Here is an 18,885-nt window from a genome sequence, read left to right on the forward strand (position 1 = left end):
TCATGCCGCCACCTTGGTCAGATCGCGCCCGTGCGCATGGCGTTCCAGCAGCGCGACGAAATCGCCCAGTTCCGGATAACGACGCGCGACCGATACCACGTAGTGATACACGCGAGGCACATCGGCGAGATAACCTGCCTTGCCGTCGCGATACCACAGTCGATAGAACTGACCGAGCACGCGTACGTGGCGATGCAGGCCGGTAAGGTCGAACCAGCGCTGGAAGCGCTCGGTGGTAACACTCGCGTCCATCATGCCGGCATCGAGCAATCGCTGGCGATACGACGCTACCCAACCTTCCACGCGCTCTTGCGGCCACACCACATAGGCATCGCGCAGCAAGGATGCGAGATCGTAAGTGCAGGGGCCCGACAGGGCACCCTGGAAATCGATGATGCCCGGGTTGTTGTGCGCGACGATCAGCAGGTTGCGGCTGTGGTAATCGCGATGCACAAAGCAACGCGGCTGCTCCAGCGCGTTATGGATGATCACGTCGAAGGCTGCTTCCAGCACATCCCATTCATCGCAACTGAGGGTGTGGCCGAGATGGCGACCAAGAAACCATTCGGGCATCACTTCCAGGCCGCGCACCAGCATGGCATGGTCAAAACGTGGCAATGCATCGTGCGGCATGCGCGTCTGCATGCGCAGCAGGGCATTCATCGCGTCGCCATAGAGCGCATCGGCGCTGTGTTCGTCGAGCGCGGGAAGGTACAGGCGGTTGCCCAGATCCTCGATCAGCAAAAAGCCTTGCTCCAGATCCTTCGCTTGCACCGCCGGTACATGCAGGCCGGCAGCGGCGAGTTGTTCGCCGATGGCCAGCCACGGACGCGGATCTTCCTGTGCCGGCGGCGAGTCCATCACGATCCAGCTTTTGCCAAGGTGACGCGTGCGCCAATAGCTGCGGAAACTCGCATCGGAGGAGGCCGGTTCCAGCATGAGGGTGTCATCGCCGAGGGTGGTGCGGGTCCAGGCCAGGCGGGCATCGGCGCGATCGGAGGCGGTAGTCATGGTGTGCTGCGAGTGGCGATGCTGCGCAGCTTAGCGGGTGGGCCGGCCGAACTGTAGGAGCCCGCGACGTGCGCTCGAGCGGCTGTTCAAGCGACCACCAGCCCTCTCCCGGGCGGGGAGAGGGCTGGTGGTCGATGCCTCAGGACAGGTTGTAAGCCTTCTCTTCGTGCAGGGCGAGATCGAGGCCAATCTGTTCCTGCTCGTCGTCTACGCGCAGGCCCAGCGTCCAGTCGATCAGCTTGAGAATCACCAGGCTCAGCACCGCGCTCCATACCACGGTAAAGCCCACGCCCTTGGCCTGGATCCACAACTGGCCCCACAGCGACTCCACTGTGCCGAAGCCACCCAGCTTGGGCGAAGCCAGCGGGCCGGTGAGCAGGGCGCCGACGATGCCGGCCACCGCGTGTACGCCAAACACATCGAGCGTATCGTCGTAGCCCAGCTTGTGCTTGAGGCGCGTGGCGCTGAAGAAGCAGATCACGCCCGCGATCAGGCCCAGCACCACGGCGCCGCCCGGGCCTGCCGTGCCGGCGGCAGGGGTGACCGCCACCAAACCGGCGACTGCCCCGGACACGATGCCCAGCACACTGGGGCGGCCATGCACGATCCATTCGGCGAACAGCCAGCCCAGCGCGGCGGCGGCGGTGGCCATCTGCGTGGTGAGCATGGCCATGCCGGCGCTGCCGTTGGCGGCTACCGCGGAGCCGGCATTGAAGCCAAACCAGCCCAGCCACAGCAGGCTTGCGCCCATGACGGTGTATCCCAGGTTGTGCGGCGGCATGGGTACGTTGGGGTAGCCGCGACGCTTGCCGATCACCAGGCAGGCCATCAGGCCGGCGATACCTGCGTTGATGTGCACCACGGTGCCGCCAGCAAAATCCAGCACGCCCAGGTCGCCCAGGAACGAGCCTGGCCCGCTCCATACCATATGGGCCATCGGCAGGTAGACGATGGTGAGCCACAAGCCGCTGAACCACAGCAGCGCACTGAACTTCATGCGCTCGGCAAAGGCGCCGATGATCAGCGCCGGCGTGATGATGGCGAAGGTGAGCTGGAACATCACGAACACGCTTTCCGGCACCGTCTGGTAGCGCGAATCGGGCTTCAATCCTGCGAGCATCACCCGGTCGAGCCCGCCGATGAACGAGTGCAGGTTGGTTACACCGGCCTGCATGCCTTCGGTGCTGAAGGCCAGCGAGAAGCCGTAGAGCATCCACAGCACCGAGACCAGCGCGGTGATGGCGAAGCATTGCATCAAGACGGAGAGCAGGTTCTTGGCGCGCACCATGCCGCCGTAGAACAACGCCAGGCCCGGGATGGTCATCAGCAGCACGAGGGCGGTGGCGGTGAGCATCCACGCGGTGTCGCCGCTATCTATATGTGTCGGCGCGGCAGCGGCCTGCGCCCAGGCGGGCGAGGCGGTGAGCAGGGGGGCGATGGCGAGCAGGGTCTTGGCATCAAAGCGCATCGACGTCGACCTCCTGCGTGCGAATGCGGATGGCTTGCTCCAGTTCGCTCACGAAGATCTTGCCGTCGCCGATCTTGCCGGTGCGGGCCGCGCCGATAATGGCCTCCACCGCGTGGTCCAATTGCTCGTCGGCCACCGCCACTTCCAACTTCAGCTTGGGCAGGAAATCCACCACGTACTCGGCGCCCCGATACAACTCGGTATGGCCGTGCTGGCGCCCGAACCCCTTTACTTCCGTGACGGTCATGCCCGTCACTCCCACCTCGGTCAGCGCCTGACGGACATCGTCCAGCGTGAACGGTTTGATGATGGCCGTAATCCACTTCATACCCAAAGGCTCCCCGTGCCGTGGTTATGCCGCAGTGCAGCAGGATGCGTGCCATCAGGAGGCCGCCATGAGAGGCAACGCTGAACCAGACCCTTGACGATATGCCCGAAAGAGCGGGAATCCACGGGCTTTCAATGACTTGGTAGTGAATGGCTACGCTGGATTCAGGCCTTGGCGGGAATGACGAGGCGGGTTGGGTGGTGAGGATGGTGAACCTACGCTTCGGCATTGCCCGGAAACAGGGCAGAGGGGCAGCTCAATTCCCGCTTTTGGTGCGCTGCCGCGGTTTGACCCTGAAGGCTGCAATCTGTACCATTTTGGTCCCGATTCCCGCAGTCCCCGGCCGCTTCCCATGCTTCGCGTCAGCCGCCTCACCGACTACGCCACGGTGGTGATGACCTGCATCGCCGCCCATCCTGACGACGTGCTCAGCACGGCGCAGATTGCCGATGAGGCGCACCTGGAATTGCCCACCGTGAGCAAGTTGCTGAAGTCGCTGAGCCACGCCGGGTTGGTGGAGTCATTCCGTGGGGTCAACGGCGGTTATCGTCTGGCACGCCCGGCGGGCGAGATCACCCTGGCGCAGATCGTGGAAGCGCTGGAAGGCCCCATCGGCATGACCGAGTGCAGCCTGGCCGAAGGCCAGTGCGAGCGCGAATCGCAATGCGGCGTGCGCGCCAATTGGCAACACGTCAACGGCGTGGTGGGCAATGCGCTGCGCGCCGTCAGCCTGTCCGACATGCTCAAACCACCCAGTCGTCGCATCGACGCGACCCTTATCGGATGAGCTGAAAGCCCATCCGCGCCCGCCACCGACGACGACCCGAAGACGACCATGACTACCGAAACCACCGACCGCAACGAACTCTCCGCCACGCTTCGCGACAACGCTGAAGTGGCCGCCGTGCTGGGTCGTCGCTACGAGGCCGGCTTCGTCACCGACATTGAAACCGACAGCCTGCCGCCGGGCCTGTCCGAAGACATCATTCGCCAGCTTTCCGCGCTCAAGCAGGAGCCGGAGTGGATGACCGAGTGGCGCCTGCAGGCTTATCGCCACTGGCTCACCATGCCCGAGCCGCACTGGGCCAAGCTCAATATCGGCGCGATCGATTTCCAGGCCATCAGCTACTACGCCTCGCCCAAGAACAAGCCCAAGTCGCTGGACGAAGTGGACCCCAAGCTGCTGGAAACCTACGACAAGCTCGGCGTGCCGCTGCACGAGCGCGCCCGACTGGCCGGCGTAGCGGTGGATGCGGTGTTCGACTCCGTATCGGTCGGCACCACCTTCCGCAAGGAGCTGGCCGACGTCGGCGTGATCTTCTGCTCGATGAGCGAAGCCATCCGCGAATACCCCGAGCTGGTGCGGAAATACCTCGGCAGCGTGGTGCCGGTGGGCGACAACTACTTTGCCGCGCTCAATTCGGCGGTGTTCTCCGACGGCTCGTTCGTGTTCATTCCCAAGGGCGTGCGTTGCCCGATGGAGCTGTCCACCTATTTCCGCATCAATGCCGGCCATACCGGTCAGTTCGAGCGCACCCTGATCGTGTGCGAGGACAGCGCTTACGTGTCCTATCTGGAAGGCTGCACCGCGCCGATGCGCGACGAGAACCAGTTGCATGCGGCCGTGGTGGAGCTGGTGGCGCTGGAGAAGGCGCAGATCAAGTATTCCACCGTGCAGAACTGGTATCCGGGCGACGAAGAAGGTCGCGGCGGCATCTACAACTTCGTGACCAAGCGTGGCGATTGCCGCGGCGACGATTCCAAGATTTCGTGGACGCAGGTGGAAACCGGTTCGGCCATCACCTGGAAGTACCCCAGCTGCGTGCTGCGCGGCGACCGCTCGGTGGGTGAGTTCTATTCGGTGGCACTCACCCATCATCGCCAGCAGGCCGACACCGGCACCAAGATGATCCACATCGGCAAGGGCACCAAGTCCAAGATCGTATCCAAGGGCATCAGCGCCGGCCGCAGCTCCAATAGCTATCGCGGCCTGGTGAAGGTGGAGAAGGGCGCCGAGGGTGCGCGCAACTACACCCAGTGCGACTCGCTGCTGATCGGCAAGAAGTGCGGCGCGCACACCTTCCCCTATATGGAAGTGAAGAACCCCAGCGCCATCGTCGAGCACGAAGCCACGACCTCCAAGATCTCCGACGACCAGCTGTTCTACTGCCGCAGCCGCGGCATTGGCGAGGAAGACGCCGTGTCGTTGATCGTCGACGGCTTCTGCAAGCAGGTGTTTCGCGAGCTGCCGATGGAGTTCGCGGTGGAAGCCAAGAAGCTGCTGGAAGTGTCGCTGGAAGGCGCCGTGGGTTGATGCTTATCCCTGACTCCCTTGGGGAGTAGGTATTCAACGGGTGGATGAGGGAGCGGCTGGCGCCTTGCGGCACGGCCCATCCTCATCCCCATCCCTCACCCGCTGGGTGCAGGGCATAAAGACCAGGAACGCATATGCTGAAGATCGAAAACCTGCATGCCCGTGTCGAGGGCAAGGACATCCTCAAGGGCCTCACGCTCACCGTGAATCCGGGCGAGGTACACGCGATCATGGGCCCCAACGGCGCGGGCAAGTCCACCCTGGGCAACGTATTGTCCGGGCGTGAAGGCTACGAAGTGACGGAAGGCTCGGTCGTCTTCAACGGCATCGACCTGCTGGCGCTGGAGCCCGAAGAACGCGCCGCTGCCGGCGTGTTCCTGGCCTTCCAGTACCCGGTGGAAATTCCCGGCGTGAACAACACCTACTTCCTGCGCGCCGCGCTCAATGCCCAGCGCAAGCAGCGCGGCGAGCCGGAGCTGGACTCCATGCAGTTCCTCAAGCTGGTGCGCGAGAAGCTCAAGATCATGCAGATCTCCGACGAGCTGCTGCATCGCGCCGTGAATGAGGGCTTCTCGGGCGGTGAAAAGAAGCGCAATGAGATCTTCCAGATGGCGGTACTGGAGCCCAAGCTCGCGATTCTCGACGAGACCGACTCGGGCCTGGACATCGATGCCCTCAAGCAGGTCGCGCAGGGCGTGAATGCATTGCGTTCGAGCGAGCGTGGTTTCCTGGTGATTACCCACTATCAGCGCCTGCTCGACTACATCGAACCGGATTTCGTGCACGTGCTGGCCGACGGCCGCATCGTGGAGAGCGGCGATAAGACGCTGGCGCTCAAGCTCGAAGCGCAGGGATACGCGTGGGTGGCCGACAAGGATCCCGCGCTCACCGGAGCCTCGGCATGAGCCAGGCGCAAGCGACGCCTTTCGTCGATTCGCTGCTGCAGGCTGCCGCACAGACGCCCCTGCCGAGTAGCGGTATCGACTGGCTGGACACGGCGCGCCGTGAGAATCTCGACGCCTTTGCCGCGAGCGGCTTGCCCGACACGCGGGTGGAAGCGTGGAAATACACCGCACTGCGCGCCTTGGGGCAGCGCCGCTTCGTCTTGGGCGATGCGCAGGCGGCCGCGCGCGCGGTCGATGCGGCCGTATTTGCCTTGCCCGGCGTGGACGGTCCCGCACTGGTATTCGTCAACGGCGTGTTCCGTGCCGATCTGTCGTGTCTCGATACATTGCCGGCCGGGCTGACCCTGTCGCCGCTATCGCAGGCTTTGCAGGGAGACGCCGAGCCGCTGCGCTTTGCCTTGTCGCGTCATTACCGTGAAGGCGGCGATGCATTCGCGCGCCTCAACGCCGCATTGGCCGGTGATGGCGTGGTGTTGCGCGTGGCCGCGGGCGCCAAGGTGGTCGCTCCGGTACACCTGGTGTTCGTTGGCGCTCCGGCCGAAGACGACATCGCCTGGCATGTGCGGCATGTGATCGAACTGGGCGAAGAGGCGGCCCTGTCGCTGGTGGAACACCATGTCGCCGTGGGCAAGCATCAGCACCTGGGCACGCAAGTGGCGGATATCGTGCTGCGCAAGGGCGCCCGGCTCACCCATGTCACCCTGCAGGATGCCGGCGAAGGCAGCACCCTGGTGCGCCATGACAGTGTGCAGCTGGATGCGCAGGCGCAGGCATCGCTTTATGTCCTCGAACTGGGTGGCTCGCTGGTCCGTCACGATCTGCATGCCACGCTGGCAGGCGACCAGTCGCGCCTGGAAACGCGCGGCGTGTTCGCCCTCGACGGTCGCCAGCATGTAGATACGCAGATGGCGATTCGCCATCAGGCGCTCAACACCGCGTCGGACTCGGTGTGGCGTGGCGTGGCCGATGGGCGCTCGCGTGGTGTGATTCGTGGCGCCATCGTGGTGGCGCCGGGCGCCGATGGCAGTGATGCGAGCCTGAGCAGCAAGAACCTGTTGCTCTCGGGGCAGGCGGAAATCGACACCAAGCCCGAACTGGAAATCTACGCGGATGAAGTGAAGGCCGCCCACGGCGCCACCGTGGGTCAGCTGGATGAGCGTTCGCTGTTCTATTTGCGCTCGCGCGGCATTCCGCTCGCCGAGGCGCGCTCGATGCTCACCGCGGCGTTCTGCCGCGCCGTGTTCGAGTCGTTGCCCAACGCGGCGCTGCGCGAACATATCGATCACCGCCTGATGGAACACCTGCCGTCCGCGTAAGCGACGACTGATTCTGCTCACCGGCTACAAGGCGAAATCTCTCCGATGAACGCACAGACCCAACCGCTTTCCACCGTGTTCGACGTGCAGCGCATCCGCGCCGATTTCCCTTTGCTGTCGCGCACGGTGCACGACAAGCCGCTGATCTATTTCGACAACGCCAACACCAGCCAAAAGCCGTTGAGCGTGATCGAGGCGGTGGACAGCCACTACCGCTTGCGCAACGCCAACGTTTCGCGCGCCGTGCACCTGTTGGGCGAGGAGGCCACGGCGGCATACGAGGGCGCTCGCGACCGGCTGGCACGTTTCATCAACGCGCCTTCGCGCAACGAGCTGGTGCTCACTTCCGGTACGACGCAGGCCATGAACCTGGTGGCCTACAGTTTTGCGCTTCCGCGTCTGAAGCCCGGGGATAGCATTCTCACCACGGTGATGGAGCACCACGCCAACATCGTGCCCTGGCAGCTGGTGGCCGGGCGCAGCGGTGCCACGGTCAAGGCGGCGCCGATCGATGAGCGCGGCGAGTTGATCCTCGAAAAGTATGTCGAGATGCTCACCCCCGACGTGAAGCTCGCCTGCGTCACGCATGTGTCCAACGTGCTGGGTACGGTGAACCCGGTGCGCGAGATCGCCCGCGAATGTCGCAAGCGGGGTATTCCACTGCTGGTGGACGGTTCCCAGGCGATTCCACATCGCCCTGTCGACGTGCAGGCGCTGGGGTGCGACTTCTATGCGTTTACCGGGCACAAGATGCTTTCGCCGACCGGCACCGGGGTGCTGTGGGCGCGCAAGGAGCATCTGGAGGCGATGCCGCCATTCTTCGGCGGTGGCGAGATGATCCGCGAGGTCCGCTTTGACGGCACCACCTTTGCCGAACCGCCGCACAAGTTTGAAGCGGGCACGCCCAATATCGCCGGTTTTGCCGGTGTGACTGCGGCCATCGACTACTACGCCTCGCTGGGCTTCGACGCCATCCATGCGTGGGAACAGCAATTGCTGCAGTACGCCACCGAGCGCCTGCGCGAGGTGCCGGGTCTGCGCCTGTTCGGTGAAGCGAAAGAGAAAGAGCCGGTGATTTCCTTCCTGATCGAAGGCGCCCAGGCCACTGATTTGGCGACGCTGCTTGACCTGCAGGGCGTGGCGGTACGCTCGGGTCACCACTGCGCGCACCCGCTGATGCAGTTCTTTGGTGTACCGGCCACCCTGCGTGCTTCGCTTGCGTTCTACAACACGCGCGAGGAAGTGGATGCGTTTATCACCGCGCTGCTCAAGGTGCGCAAGCTGCTGATGTAGGTCGCCGGAGGCGGCGTTGCATGCAACCTTCCTTGGGCTGACATCGTTGGCCGCGACGGTATGCTGACCTCCTCCATTGAGAACCCCTTGCCGTGTCCCCAACCCGTGTATTTTCGGGAGGAGGGCGCATGGAACGTTCCTGGCAGTTGGCTCAGATGAATATCGCCACGCTGGTGGCCGATGCGGGTGATCCGGTGGTGCAGCCTTTCTTCGATGCGCTGGCCGAGGTCAATGCGCTGGCGGAGAGCCGCCCCGGCTTCGTGTGGCGGCTGAAGGACGAGGTTGCGGACAATGCGACCAGTATCGCGGCGACCGCCGATCCCCGGCTTATCGTCAACATGTCGGTATGGGATAGCGCGGAGGCATTGTTCGACTTCGTGTACCGCTCGGCGCATACGGCCATCATGGCCAGGCGCCGGGAGTTCTTCGGCAAGCCTCCGGAAGGGCGCGCTTACCAGGTGCTCTGGTGGGTGCCCGCGGGCACCGAACCCACGGTGAGCGAGGGTCTCGCCAAGTTATGGCACCTGGATCGCTTTGGGCCGACGCCGCTGGCTTTCACCTTCAAGCAGCGCTTCGAGATGCCCGGGCGGACCCCAGCCGGGTTGGATGAAGCCGCTACGGCCGAGGTTTGAGCCCCGTGCGCGGCGTGCAGGTCAGGCCGGCACCGCCGCGGAAGCATCGTCCGGCAGTACGAACTGGAAGCCGCGCTGTTCCAGGTTGGTCAGGATTTGATCGAGCGCCGCCGCGGTGGTGGCCTTCTCATGCATCAGGATGATGGAGGCGTCGAAAGTTTCGTTGGTGGCGCGGCGGACGATCTCGGTCGGGTTCTTCACCAGGCAGTCGTAGCTGTTGGCGTCCCACAGCATTTGTTTCATCCCGGCCTGTTCGGCGACATGGCGCACCTGGTCGGAGGTCATGCCAAACGGCGGCCGGAAATAGCGCGGACGATGGCCCGTGACCTGGGCGATCCGCTGGCTGCAATCCTCGATCTGATGCGGCAGCGCCGAAGAGGCGATGCTGCTGAGCTTCAGGTGATCGTAGCTGTGATTACCAATGGCGTGGCCTTCGCTTTCCATCTTGGTGATGGAGCGAGCGGTCTCGGCGTTCATCTTGCTGCAAACCACGAAGAACAAGGCGCGGGCGTGATGGTGGCGCAGCACCCGGAGGATACGATCATCCAGCGCGCTACCCTCCGGGCCATCGTCGAAGGTGAGCACGGCGTACTTGTGGCGGGTCAGCCAGTCGCCTGCGGCGTGCAAAGGCTGGTGGTCACTCGGGGTGATGGTGCCTTGGCTCTCGCTCAGTGAGAACTGGCGCGGCGCCATATACGGCAGGCTAAGCATCAACATGGCTGCGGCGCAGGCCAGCACGGCGGCCACGCGCGATAGTCCCCTTACCGGTAGCTTGCGCGGTTTGGTGGCTTCGTAACGCATGCGTTCAAACAGGTGGCGCCACACCCGGGCGTCTTGCGCGTCGTCCATGCAGTCCATGCCCCAGTGCATCACATTGATATCGGTCGTCATGGCATTCGCCCTGTTCGATTGTTTCGCCTCGATGGCAGAACCAACGCACGTGCCGTGCCAAGTGCGCTAAGTACTCGCCCGGACGACGTAACCGAGGTGTTGGGGACGTAGCTAAGTCAACATGTGACCTTGCCGGGCAGCATTCCTGTCGCGATGCTTTCCCAGGGTGGTCTGTTGCTTTGACGTTTGACGGTACGCGGCCGGAAGTGACCCACGGCACAGTGCGCGCGAATGACGTGAATGCCGCGTCATGTGACGCCGGGCGACAGCACTTTTTGGGCTATAGGCCTAAAGGCGGTAAGGGTGTGAGGCCGGTGAATGCAGAAACGCCGCGGGCATGCCGCGGCGTTTCGTCGCATCCGCAACGTGCGGGGCGCTTACCAGATCTTTACTTGCTTATCGTCCGGGCGAACCATCGTATCGCCGGGCTTGCACTGGAAGGCCTGGGCGAAGGCGGGCATGTTGGAGGGCGCGCCAATGGCGCGGAATTGCGCCGGTGCGTGCGGGTCGGTGTTGAGCAAGGTGAGCTGCGCTTCGGGGCGAATGCTGCCGCGCCACACGCGTGCCCAGTTGAGAAAGAAGCGCTGATTCTGCGTGTAGCCGTCGATCTTGCTCTTGGCTTCCTTGGGGTTCTTGGCCAGCGCCATCTGCAACGCATCGTAGGCGGCGTTGAGGCCGCCCAGGTCGCCGATGTTTTCGCCCATGGTGAGCTTGCCATTGACGAACTTGCCCGGCAGCGCCTCGTAGCCGTCGAACTGCTCGGCGAGCTTGGCGGTACGTGCTTCGAAGGCCTTGCGGTCTTCGTCGGTCCACCAGTTGGCGTTGTTGCCCTGGGCGTCGAACTTGCTGCCCTGGTCGTCGTAGCCGTGACCCATTTCGTGACCGATCACGGCACCGATGCCGCCGTAATTGATCGCGTCGTCGGCCTTGGCGTCGAAGAAGGGCGGCTGCAGGATGGCGGCGGGGAATACGATCTCGTTCTTCTGCGGGCTGTAATAGGCGTTCACCGTTTGCGGCGTCATGCCCCACTCGGTGCGGTCCACCGGCTTGCCGATCTTGGCCACCATGTAGTCGTAATTGAACTTATCGGCGGCCTGCACATTGGCAAAGTAGTTGCCCGGCTGAAGCTGCAGGCCGCTCCAGTCACGCCACTTGTCGGGGTAGCCGATCTTGGGGGTGAAGCTGGCCCACTTTTCCAGCGCCTTCTGCTTGGTGGCGTCGCTCATCCACGGCAGGTTCTCGATGCGCTTTTTATAGGCGGCGCGCAGGTTGTCCACCAACTCTTGTGCACGCGCCTTCGATTCGGGCGAGAAGGTCTGGGCCACGTACAGTTGGCCCAGCGCCATGCCCATGCCGCCTTCCACGGCGTCGAGCGTCCGCTTCCAGCGCGCCTTCATTTCCTTCTGGCCGTTCAGTGTTTGCGCATTGAAGGCGAAGTCTTCCTGCTGGAAGGCCTTGGACAGATAGGGCGCTGCATTGTCGACAGCGTGGAAACGCAGGTACGCCTGCCAATCGCTGGCTGGCACATCGGCCAGCATCTTGTCGAACTCGGCAAAGAACTTCGGCTGCGAGAGCGAGAAGCCATTGCCCACATCCGCACCCTGCGCCTTGAAGAACGTCGCCCAGTCAAAGTGCGGCGTCACCTTGTTGGCCTCGGCGAGGCTCACATAGTGATAGCGATTCTCCGGCTGGCGCAGTTCGGTCGGCACCAGCGAGGCGGCGGCCAGGCGCGTTTCGAACGCCATCACCGCCTTGGCCTGCGTTTGTGCATCGGCTTCGCCTACACCCACCAACTGCAAGGTGCGCGCAATATGTGCCACGTACGCGGCACGGATTTTCTCGAAGTCCGGCTTGCTGTAGTAATCGGCGGTGGGCAGGCCCAGTCCGCCCTGGCTTGCGTAGGCGATCTGGTTGCTGGAGTTCTTGAAGTCCGGGTTGCCGTAGAAGCGGAACGCCACCGGGTTGCCGTTGGCGTAGCTGTCGCGGATATAGGCCACGATGTCCTGGCTGTTCTTCAGGCCGGCGATGCGCGAAAGCTCCGGCTTGATCGGTTCATAGCCGGCTTTTTCTATGGCATCTTCATTCATGCCCGATGCGTAGAAGTAGCCGATCTTCTGCTCGATCGAGCCCGACTGCGCGCTAGCCGCATCCTTGGCGGCCTTGTCGACGATGCCATGCTGCACATTGAGGCTGTCTTCGCGCAGCGCATCAAACGAACCCCAGCGTGTGCGATCAGCGGGAATCGGGTTGGCGGCGAGCCACTTGGCGTTGACGAAGCCGTTGAAGTCGTTGCAGATGTTCTTGCTGGTATCCAGCTCTTTGACGTTGAAGTTGCCCGAGGGGCCGGCCAGGGCGGCCGTGCTGAGGGCCAGGCCAACGGCCAGCGTCAGCGGTTTTACGATGCGGATCTTCATGCGGTGTTGCGCTCCCTCGGTTGACGGCACGCGGCGGCCGGAACATCCGGTCCGCCGCGCTGTTGAATCGACCGGTCAGGCTAGGGAGGCGGGCAGGGTATGGCCCAGTGTCGAAGGTCATGCCGCGGCGCATGACCTTGCGGGTTTCAGCGAGGGCTGACCCGGTAGCTGCAGCGGCGCGCGCCAGCCAGCAGGTGTTGCTCGCGTTCCACGCGTACCTGCGGACCGAGCACGTCCTGGAACAACTGTAGTTCGGCGCGGCAAAAGCCCTGGCAGGCGCGGGCGGCGGCGCAGATCGGGCAGTGGTCCTCAATCAGCAGCCAATCGGAGCCGTCGCGTTCGGCACGCGCCATATAGCCTTCGCGCTGGCGGATCTCGGCGAGGCGACGCACGCGCTCGCCGATGGAGCGCGCGTTCTTCAACTGGTCGAGATAGGCCTGCCGGTTGTCTTCGCGGCGCGCGTCGATCAGCCGGTCCACGCCGGCATCGCCAAAGAGTTGGCGCACGGAGCCGATCAGATCAACCGCCAATTGCGCATGCGTATCGGGAAAACGCGCGTGGCCAGTGGCGGTCAATGCCCACACCTGACGCGGACGCCCCGCGCCGGTGCCGCGCTCGGCTTCGCCGACGATCAGTTCGGATTCGTGCAGCTTCTGCACTTGCTGGCGCACCGCTTCGGCGGTCAGTCCGAGACTCTCTGCCAAGGTCGCGGTGCTGAGTGGGCCTACCGTCTTGAGCTGAAACAGGATGCGCTCGGCCGTGGCTTCGCTTTTATTTTCCAAGTTCATGCTTGTTTAATTCCGGTGCGCTCGATTAATATACAAGTACATTCTTGGATATTAGGCGCGTCCCCGCGCACTGTCGAGGTTTCATGTCCTCTGTCGCCGTTTCCCCGAGCTGGCGCACGCTTCTTTCTGGCCGCAATGGCACCCGCTGTCTAGCGCTGGCCGGCGGCACCGCACTCCATGCCATCAACATCTACATGGTCACCACGCTGATGCCATCCACCGTGGCCGACATCGGTGGCATGGCGTTTTACGCCTGGAATACCACGCTATTCGTCATTGCTTCGATTGTCGGCGCCAGCGCAGCGGCGCCTTTGGCGATGCGCTGGGGTGGCAAGAGCGCCTACCTGCTGGCCTTGGGCGTGTTTGCGCTGGGCACGGCCATTTGCGCCACCGCCGGCGCGATGCCGGTGCTACTGGTGGGGCGCAGCTTGCAAGGACTGAGCGGAGGCGTGCTGGTGTCGCTTGCCTATGTACTGATTCGCGCTGTCTTCGAACCCGGCCTGTGGCCGCGTGCGATGGGTCTGGTGTCGGCCATGTGGGGCATCGCCACCTTGTCCGGGCCTGCGCTGGGCGGAGTGTTTGCCCAATGGGGACATTGGCGTGATGCGTTCTGGTCGTTGTTGCCGGTGGTGGCGCTGTTGGCCGTGGTGGTCGCTCGCTGGCTGCCCGCAGGGGCGCGTCACGCAGGACCGTTCCGCTTGCCTGGCCTGCGTCTGTTTCTGCTGACGTTGTCGGCGCTGGCGATCTCGCTCGCCAGCCTCAGTCACTCACGTGTCTGGCAAGCCACGGGTGTGGGCCTTGGCTTGTTGCTGGTGTGGCCGATCATCCGGCTCGATCGCCACGCCCAGTTGCGCTTGTTGCCGCCGCTTGCGTACCAGCCCTCGCGCCTGCGTGCGATCTATCTGGTGATGGCGGCGTTGGTGGTGGGCACCAATGCTGAAATTTTCGTGCCGTATTTCCTGCAGGTGATTCACGGTCATGGCCCGTTGGCGGCGGGTTATCTCACGGCGGTGATGGCCGGTGGCTGGAGCTTCGGTTCTACGCTCAGCGCAGGTCGAGGATCGCGTTTCGCCGCATGGGCCATGCGCAGCGGGCCGTGGTTGATGGCCTTATCGCTGGGTGCGCTGGGCCTCATGCTGCGCCAGCGCGACGGCTTCGGCGAAGGCGCAGGCCTGCTCGTGCTGTGCGTGGCCATGGGCGGCGTAGGGCTGGGCATCGGCCTGGCCTGGCCGCACCTGCTCAGCGCCTTGCTGGGCAGCGTGCCGGCAGAAGACGGTGCGCTCGCTTCCGCCTCCATTTCCACCGTGCAGTTGTATGCAATGGCATTGGGCGCCGCGCTCGCCGGCCTGATCGTCAACGCGGCCGGCCTTAGCGACCCGGGTGGTATCGAGGGCGCCTGCCGCGCGGTGCCTTGGCTGTTCGGCGGCTTCGCCTTGTTGAGCCTGCTTGGCCTGCCGGCGGCGCGCCGCGCCGCGCAGCCCCTCTCCCTCGACCACGGAAGGAAAACCCATGGCGATTGAACTGTTGCCACTGCCGTATCCGCGCGACGCGCTGGAACCGCATATGTCTGCCGAAACGCTGGACTACCACTATGGCAAGCATCACCACGCCTATGTCATGCATCTCAACCGTTTGATCGAAGGCACCGCGTTCGAGCAGTCGGACCTGGAAACCATCGTGCACCACGCCACCGGTGCGCTGTTCAATCAGGCCGCCCAAGTGTGGAATCACAGCTTCTTCTGGAACTCCTTGAGTCCGCGCGGCGGTGGCGTGCCCCAGGGGCGACTTGCCGAGGCAATCACGCGTTCGTTCGGCTCGTTCGAGGGTTTCAAGGAGGCCTTCCACCGCGCCGCGATGGGGCACTTCGGTTCGGGCTGGATTTGGCTGGTGCAGCGACTGGATGGCGCCTTGGCGATCATTGCCACCACCCATGCGGCCACGCCGCTGGCCAGTCCCGAGCGGCCGTTGCTGGCGCTCGATGTGTGGGAGCACGCCTATTACATCGACCATCGCAACGCGCGCGCCAGTTATCTGGATGCGTTCTGGGCGCTGGCGCACTGGGGCTTTGCCGAGGACAACCTTGCCTGAGCCGGTGCGTGGCGCCGCGTGGCGGTTTACCATCGCGCCATGTCCAAGGATTTTGTTCCCGTATTCCGAGCGGCCGGGACCGCTGATGTGGCCGCCATCGTGGCCCTGGTTGAGTCCGCTTATCGTGGCGAGTCGGGTTTGCGTGGCTGGACCACGGAAACCCATTTGCTCGATGGGCAGCGCACCGATGCGGCGAGCGTGGCCGACGTGATCGGCCGCGCTGACAGTACGGTCTTGCTGGCCGAGCGCGATGGCGAACTGGTGGCCTGCTGCCACCTGGAGCGCCGCGGGCAGTTTGGCTACTTCGGCATGTTTGCGGTCGATCCCGCGTTGCAAATGGCCGGCCTTGGCCGCCGCGTGCTGGCCGAGGCCGAACGCATCGTGCGTGAGGATTGGCGCCTTTCCGACATGCGCATGTCGGTGATCGAACAACGCGGCGAGTTGATTGCGTGGTACCAGCGTCGTGGCTACCAGCTCACCGGCGAAACGGGTGCGTTTCCCTATGGTCAGCCGCGTTTTGGCATCCCCCGGCGTGACGACTTGCGCTTTGTATGGATGAGCAAGCCATTGCAGGAGGCGGCCGCATGAATCTTGCGGACTGGGTTTTCGTGGGCACGCGCAGCGAATTGTTGCCCGGCGAGTTCAAGGTGGTGTGGGACGGCGATACCGCCATTGCCGTGTACAACATCGCTGGCGACCTGTATGCCATCGAAGATGTGTGCAGTCACGATGGTGGCGAACTGGCCGGCGGTGACGTGCACGGTTTCGACGTGGAGTGCCCGCGTCACGGCGCGCGCTTTGACGTGCGCACGGGCGCGGTCACTTGTCCACCGGCCTATGAGCCCATCGCCAGCTTTCCCGTACACGAAGTGGATGGGCAGATCTGGACGCGCGACGACCGCTGACGCTCAGTAGCGGTAGACGAAGGCCAGCGTGGTGGTGAGCTGGTTGGCCGAGCCGAAGTGGCGCACGAGTGAACTGTCCGCCGCATCGCCGAGCAGGCGCGTGTAATTCACCGCAAACGCAATGCCGGTGTGCTGGCTGGTGGGCATGAACGCGTCATACTCCAGGGCGACCTGCTGGGCGCCGCCGCTGGGCGTCGACGGCGCCACCCCCAGCTTGCCGGCCTGCACGGGCGTGAGCTGGAAGAAGCGGCGCATCGCGGCGCCGTTCATCGCCTGCCATTGCAATTGCAGGCTGTGATTGAGATAGCCAATCACTGGAAGGTCGTAGTCGGCGTACACGTTGAGGTACGCGCCGGCGCCTTGCGTGTCATGACTCAGTTCGGCTCCCAGGTTCCATTGCGGGGTGGCCTGGTATTCGAGATAGCCGCCGCCGTTGAGTCGTGGCGAGAGCGAGTCGACGATGCCGCCAAGCTTGGGGCCCAGCTCCTGGCGATCCCGGCCCCACAGATAGTTGCCGTACAGACCGCCGCGCCATTGATCGCCATGAATAAAGTCGACCGTCAGGCCGTCCAGCGTCGATAGCGTGATGTGGTAGGGCAGCTCCGCCTGGATATACGGAATGGCCTGGTTGCGATGGTCACTGGAGCCCACCCACGCGGGCATGCGCTGTACGCCGGCGCCCAGCATGATGTTGGGGCCGTCGGTGACATTCTCCGCATACACACGGGTCACCGCGCAAAGGCTCAGGGCCATCAGCGCGAGGCGCGCCACCGGCAGCAGGCGTGGCGCGAAGGGTAGGGACAGGCGCATGTGGACGACCAGATCGCCTTACTTGCCGGCAGCGCCGTCGGCCGCCTTGAACTGCACGATCACGCGCTGGCCGATGCGCAGCGACGCCGGCGGCGGTTGGTCGAACGCCAGCACGCATTCCACCGTGCGGCTGTTGGCGCGAATCAGCGGATCTTCTTCCAGCGCACTGGGGCCAAAGACCGTGCCGATGCGTTGCACGTGCGCGCTGAGCGCGGGTGCGCCGCTGCCGCTGTCGTCCACGACTTGCGCCGCCATGCCTTCGTGCACGGAGGTGACGAACGACTCGTTGAGCTCCGCGCGCACAATGCGCGACTTCTCCGGCAGCAATACGAACACGGCGCCACTCTGCGGGGAGACGGCGGCGCCGGGCTGGATGCTGCGTTCCACCACCTGGCCGTCCACCGGGGCAACCAGGCTGCGCTGGGCCAGCTCATAGTGAGCGGCATCCAGTTTCTGCGCGCCCATGGCCTCGGCGGCGTGAGCGTTATCCAGCTCGCCTTGCAACTGCTGCGCCGCATCGCGGGCATCGTCCGCACTCTGGCCGTCGGCGGCGCCGGCCGCGGCGGCGGCGGCCAGGCGGCCAGCACGTTGCTGGGCGGCCTTGAGGCGAATCTCGAGCAGCTTGGCTTGTGCCTGTGCCTGTTGTTGCTCGGCTTCGGCCGCATGCACCGCCAGTTGTGCGGGCTTGGTGTCGAGCACTGCCAACACCTGACCCTTGGTGACATGGTCACCCTCGTGCACCTTGATCTCGGCCACCACGCCGTCACGCGGCATGCTCAGTTTGAGCAGGCCACCTTCGATGTCGATGCGGCCACGCGCTACAGCGGCGTAGGCCGGGGTGGCGGCAGCCTGCGCTTTGGCCTTGTCGGCATCGCTATGCGAACAGGCCGCCAGCAGTGCCACGGCAAGGGCGAGGGCAGGCAATGAAAGAAGCGTGCGCAGGGTCATGCAAATAGTTCCTTGTTGCCTCACGTCGGCGCGGATGCCGGCGTGGGCACGCGATCACTAAGGATACGGCCATCTTCCATGGCGAGCACGCGATCGGCATGGCCGACCAGGCGAGGATCGTGGCTGACGCACAGCACCGTAGTGCCGTGCCCGCGCGCAATGCGATGCAGGATGTCGATGATGATCTGGCCGTTGGCCGCATCCAGCGCGCTGGTGGGCTCGTCGGCGAACAGCAGGCCCGGGTCCTTGGCCAGGGCGCGGGCAATCGCCACGCGCTGCTTTTCGCCGCCGGACAGCTCGGACGGGCGCAGGCCCATGCGCGGACCCAAGCCCACTTCCTCCAGCGACGCCTGGGCGCGGCGGCGAGCTTCGCCGGGCGTCAGGCCCAGGTAGCTCAGCGGCAGCTCCACCTGTTCCAGCGCGTTGAGCGCGGGGAAGAGGTTGAAGCCCTGGAACACGAAGCCGGTGTGCAGCAGGCGGAAACGCTCCAGCGCGCGCTGGTTGAGCTTGCCCAGATCCTCGCCCAGGGCGACGACCTCGCCACTGTCGGCGCGCTGCAATCCGCTGAGGATGGCGAGCAAGGTGCTCTTGCCGCAGCCGGAGGGTCCGGAGATGAGGGTAAGCTCGCCCGCGCGGATATCCAGCGTCAGGTCGTGCAGCACCGTGTTGTGGATCGGTCCCGTGCTGAAGGACTTGCTGATGTTGCGCGCCTGCAACGAGATCGATGGCGCGGGGCTGGAGGCGAGGGAACTCATGGGTTGGGACATGTCGCTC

Annotated in this window: 19 protein-coding genes; 10 read left to right on the forward strand and 9 right to left on the reverse strand. The window is 64.4% G+C overall.

Translation table 11 applies throughout. The annotated features are described in order from the left end of the window. The 3 genes from JHD67_RS01250 to JHD67_RS01260 all read right to left on the reverse strand — a co-directional run bounded on the left by JHD67_RS01250 (position 1) and on the right by JHD67_RS01260 (position 2,807). On the reverse strand, positions 1–1,011 hold the full coding sequence (locus JHD67_RS01250; protein WP_199096513.1) for a phosphotransferase: 1,011 nt from the start codon (positions 1,009–1,011) through the stop codon (positions 1–3). 139 nt (positions 1,012–1,150) lie between these two features. Continuing rightward, positions 1,151–2,479, reverse strand: a complete 1,329-nt coding sequence (locus JHD67_RS01255) for an ammonium transporter (protein WP_199096514.1) — start codon at positions 2,477–2,479, stop codon at positions 1,151–1,153. After that, positions 2,469–2,807, reverse strand: a complete 339-nt coding sequence (locus tag JHD67_RS01260) for a P-II family nitrogen regulator (RefSeq protein WP_199096515.1) — start codon at positions 2,805–2,807, stop codon at positions 2,469–2,471. Before JHD67_RS01260 ends, JHD67_RS01255 begins: the two co-directional genes overlap by 11 nt. Positions 2,808–3,159: 352 nt before the next feature. On the opposite strand from JHD67_RS01260, the gene JHD67_RS01265 reads away from it, so the two are divergent. The 6 genes from JHD67_RS01265 (at position 3,160) to JHD67_RS01290 (ending at position 9,267) form a co-directional block, all read left to right on the forward strand. After that, the gene (locus JHD67_RS01265; protein WP_199096516.1) at positions 3,160–3,594 is read left to right on the forward strand and encodes an SUF system Fe-S cluster assembly regulator; all 435 of its coding nucleotides are present in this window, start codon (positions 3,160–3,162) and stop codon (positions 3,592–3,594) included. A 48-nt stretch (positions 3,595–3,642) separates the two neighbouring features. Further along, on the forward strand, positions 3,643–5,121 hold the full coding sequence (sufB, locus tag JHD67_RS01270; protein ID WP_199096517.1) for a Fe-S cluster assembly protein SufB: 1,479 nt from the start codon (positions 3,643–3,645) through the stop codon (positions 5,119–5,121). Between the two features lie 134 nt (positions 5,122–5,255). Next, the gene (gene sufC / locus JHD67_RS01275; RefSeq protein WP_199096519.1) at positions 5,256–6,026 is read left to right on the forward strand and encodes a Fe-S cluster assembly ATPase SufC; all 771 of its coding nucleotides are present in this window, start codon (positions 5,256–5,258) and stop codon (positions 6,024–6,026) included. Next, positions 6,023–7,342: a Fe-S cluster assembly protein SufD gene (gene sufD / locus JHD67_RS01280; RefSeq protein WP_199096521.1), complete on the forward strand. Its 1,320-nt coding sequence runs from the start codon at positions 6,023–6,025 to the stop codon at positions 7,340–7,342. Before sufC ends, sufD begins: the two co-directional genes overlap by 4 nt. A gap of 45 nt (positions 7,343–7,387) precedes the next feature. Next, positions 7,388–8,635 (forward strand): cysteine desulfurase, encoded by a 1,248-nt coding sequence (locus JHD67_RS01285; RefSeq protein ID WP_199096523.1) that lies wholly within the window; start codon positions 7,388–7,390, stop codon positions 8,633–8,635. Between the two features lie 128 nt (positions 8,636–8,763). Further along, entirely contained in the window at positions 8,764–9,267 is a 504-nt protein-coding gene (locus JHD67_RS01290; protein ID WP_199096525.1) for a DUF3291 domain-containing protein, read from the forward strand. 21 nt (positions 9,268–9,288) lie between these two features. Here JHD67_RS01290 and JHD67_RS01295 read toward each other — a convergent pair whose 3' ends face one another. From JHD67_RS01295 to JHD67_RS01305, 3 genes are all read right to left on the reverse strand, one after another. Then, the gene (locus JHD67_RS01295; protein WP_199096528.1) at positions 9,289–10,158 is read right to left on the reverse strand and encodes a polysaccharide deacetylase family protein; all 870 of its coding nucleotides are present in this window, start codon (positions 10,156–10,158) and stop codon (positions 9,289–9,291) included. Positions 10,159–10,535: 377 nt separating this feature from the next. Beyond that, on the reverse strand, positions 10,536–12,572 hold the full coding sequence (locus JHD67_RS01300) for a M13-type metalloendopeptidase (protein WP_199096530.1): 2,037 nt from the start codon (positions 12,570–12,572) through the stop codon (positions 10,536–10,538). A gap of 146 nt (positions 12,573–12,718) precedes the next feature. Beyond that, positions 12,719–13,360: a metalloregulator ArsR/SmtB family transcription factor gene (locus JHD67_RS01305; protein WP_199096532.1), complete on the reverse strand. Its 642-nt coding sequence runs from the start codon at positions 13,358–13,360 to the stop codon at positions 12,719–12,721. Positions 13,361–13,443: 83 nt separating this feature from the next. Between JHD67_RS01305 and JHD67_RS01310 the strand changes: the two genes are divergently transcribed. From JHD67_RS01310 to JHD67_RS01325, 4 genes are read left to right on the forward strand one after another with little or no spacing between them, the layout of a single operon-like run. Continuing rightward, complete coding sequence (locus JHD67_RS01310; protein ID WP_199096534.1) at positions 13,444–14,880, forward strand: MFS transporter; 1,437 nt, start codon at positions 13,444–13,446, stop codon at positions 14,878–14,880. Beyond that, the gene (locus JHD67_RS01315; protein WP_199096536.1) at positions 14,870–15,448 is read left to right on the forward strand and encodes a Fe-Mn family superoxide dismutase; all 579 of its coding nucleotides are present in this window, start codon (positions 14,870–14,872) and stop codon (positions 15,446–15,448) included. The genes JHD67_RS01310 and JHD67_RS01315 overlap by 11 nt, the downstream gene beginning before the upstream one ends. A gap of 39 nt (positions 15,449–15,487) precedes the next feature. Then, positions 15,488–16,036, forward strand: a complete 549-nt coding sequence (locus JHD67_RS01320) for a GNAT family N-acetyltransferase (protein ID WP_199096538.1) — start codon at positions 15,488–15,490, stop codon at positions 16,034–16,036. After that, on the forward strand, positions 16,033–16,353 hold the full coding sequence (locus JHD67_RS01325; protein ID WP_199096540.1) for a non-heme iron oxygenase ferredoxin subunit: 321 nt from the start codon (positions 16,033–16,035) through the stop codon (positions 16,351–16,353). Before JHD67_RS01320 ends, JHD67_RS01325 begins: the two co-directional genes overlap by 4 nt. A 3-nt stretch (positions 16,354–16,356) precedes the next feature. Here JHD67_RS01325 and JHD67_RS01330 read toward each other — a convergent pair whose 3' ends face one another. Genes JHD67_RS01330 through JHD67_RS01340 form a run of 3 tightly spaced genes read right to left on the reverse strand, consistent with a single transcriptional unit; the run spans position 16,357 to position 18,878 of the window. Next, a complete protein-coding gene (locus JHD67_RS01330) occupies positions 16,357–17,163 on the reverse strand; it encodes a MipA/OmpV family protein (RefSeq protein WP_233171564.1) in 807 nt (268 codons plus the stop codon). 18 nt (positions 17,164–17,181) lie between these two features. Continuing rightward, positions 17,182–18,111 carry an HlyD family efflux transporter periplasmic adaptor subunit gene (locus JHD67_RS01335; protein ID WP_199096542.1) on the reverse strand — a complete coding sequence of 310 codons (930 nt, stop codon included), beginning with the start codon at positions 18,109–18,111 and terminating at the stop codon, positions 17,182–17,184. A 20-nt stretch (positions 18,112–18,131) separates the two neighbouring features. Beyond that, positions 18,132–18,878: an ABC transporter ATP-binding protein gene (locus tag JHD67_RS01340; protein ID WP_199096544.1), complete on the reverse strand. Its 747-nt coding sequence runs from the start codon at positions 18,876–18,878 to the stop codon at positions 18,132–18,134. Positions 18,879–18,885: the final 7 nt, after the last annotated feature.

It is taken from the genome of Dyella sp. ASV21 (genome assembly GCF_016428975.1).
GTDB lineage: Bacteria > Pseudomonadota > Gammaproteobacteria > Xanthomonadales > Rhodanobacteraceae > Dyella.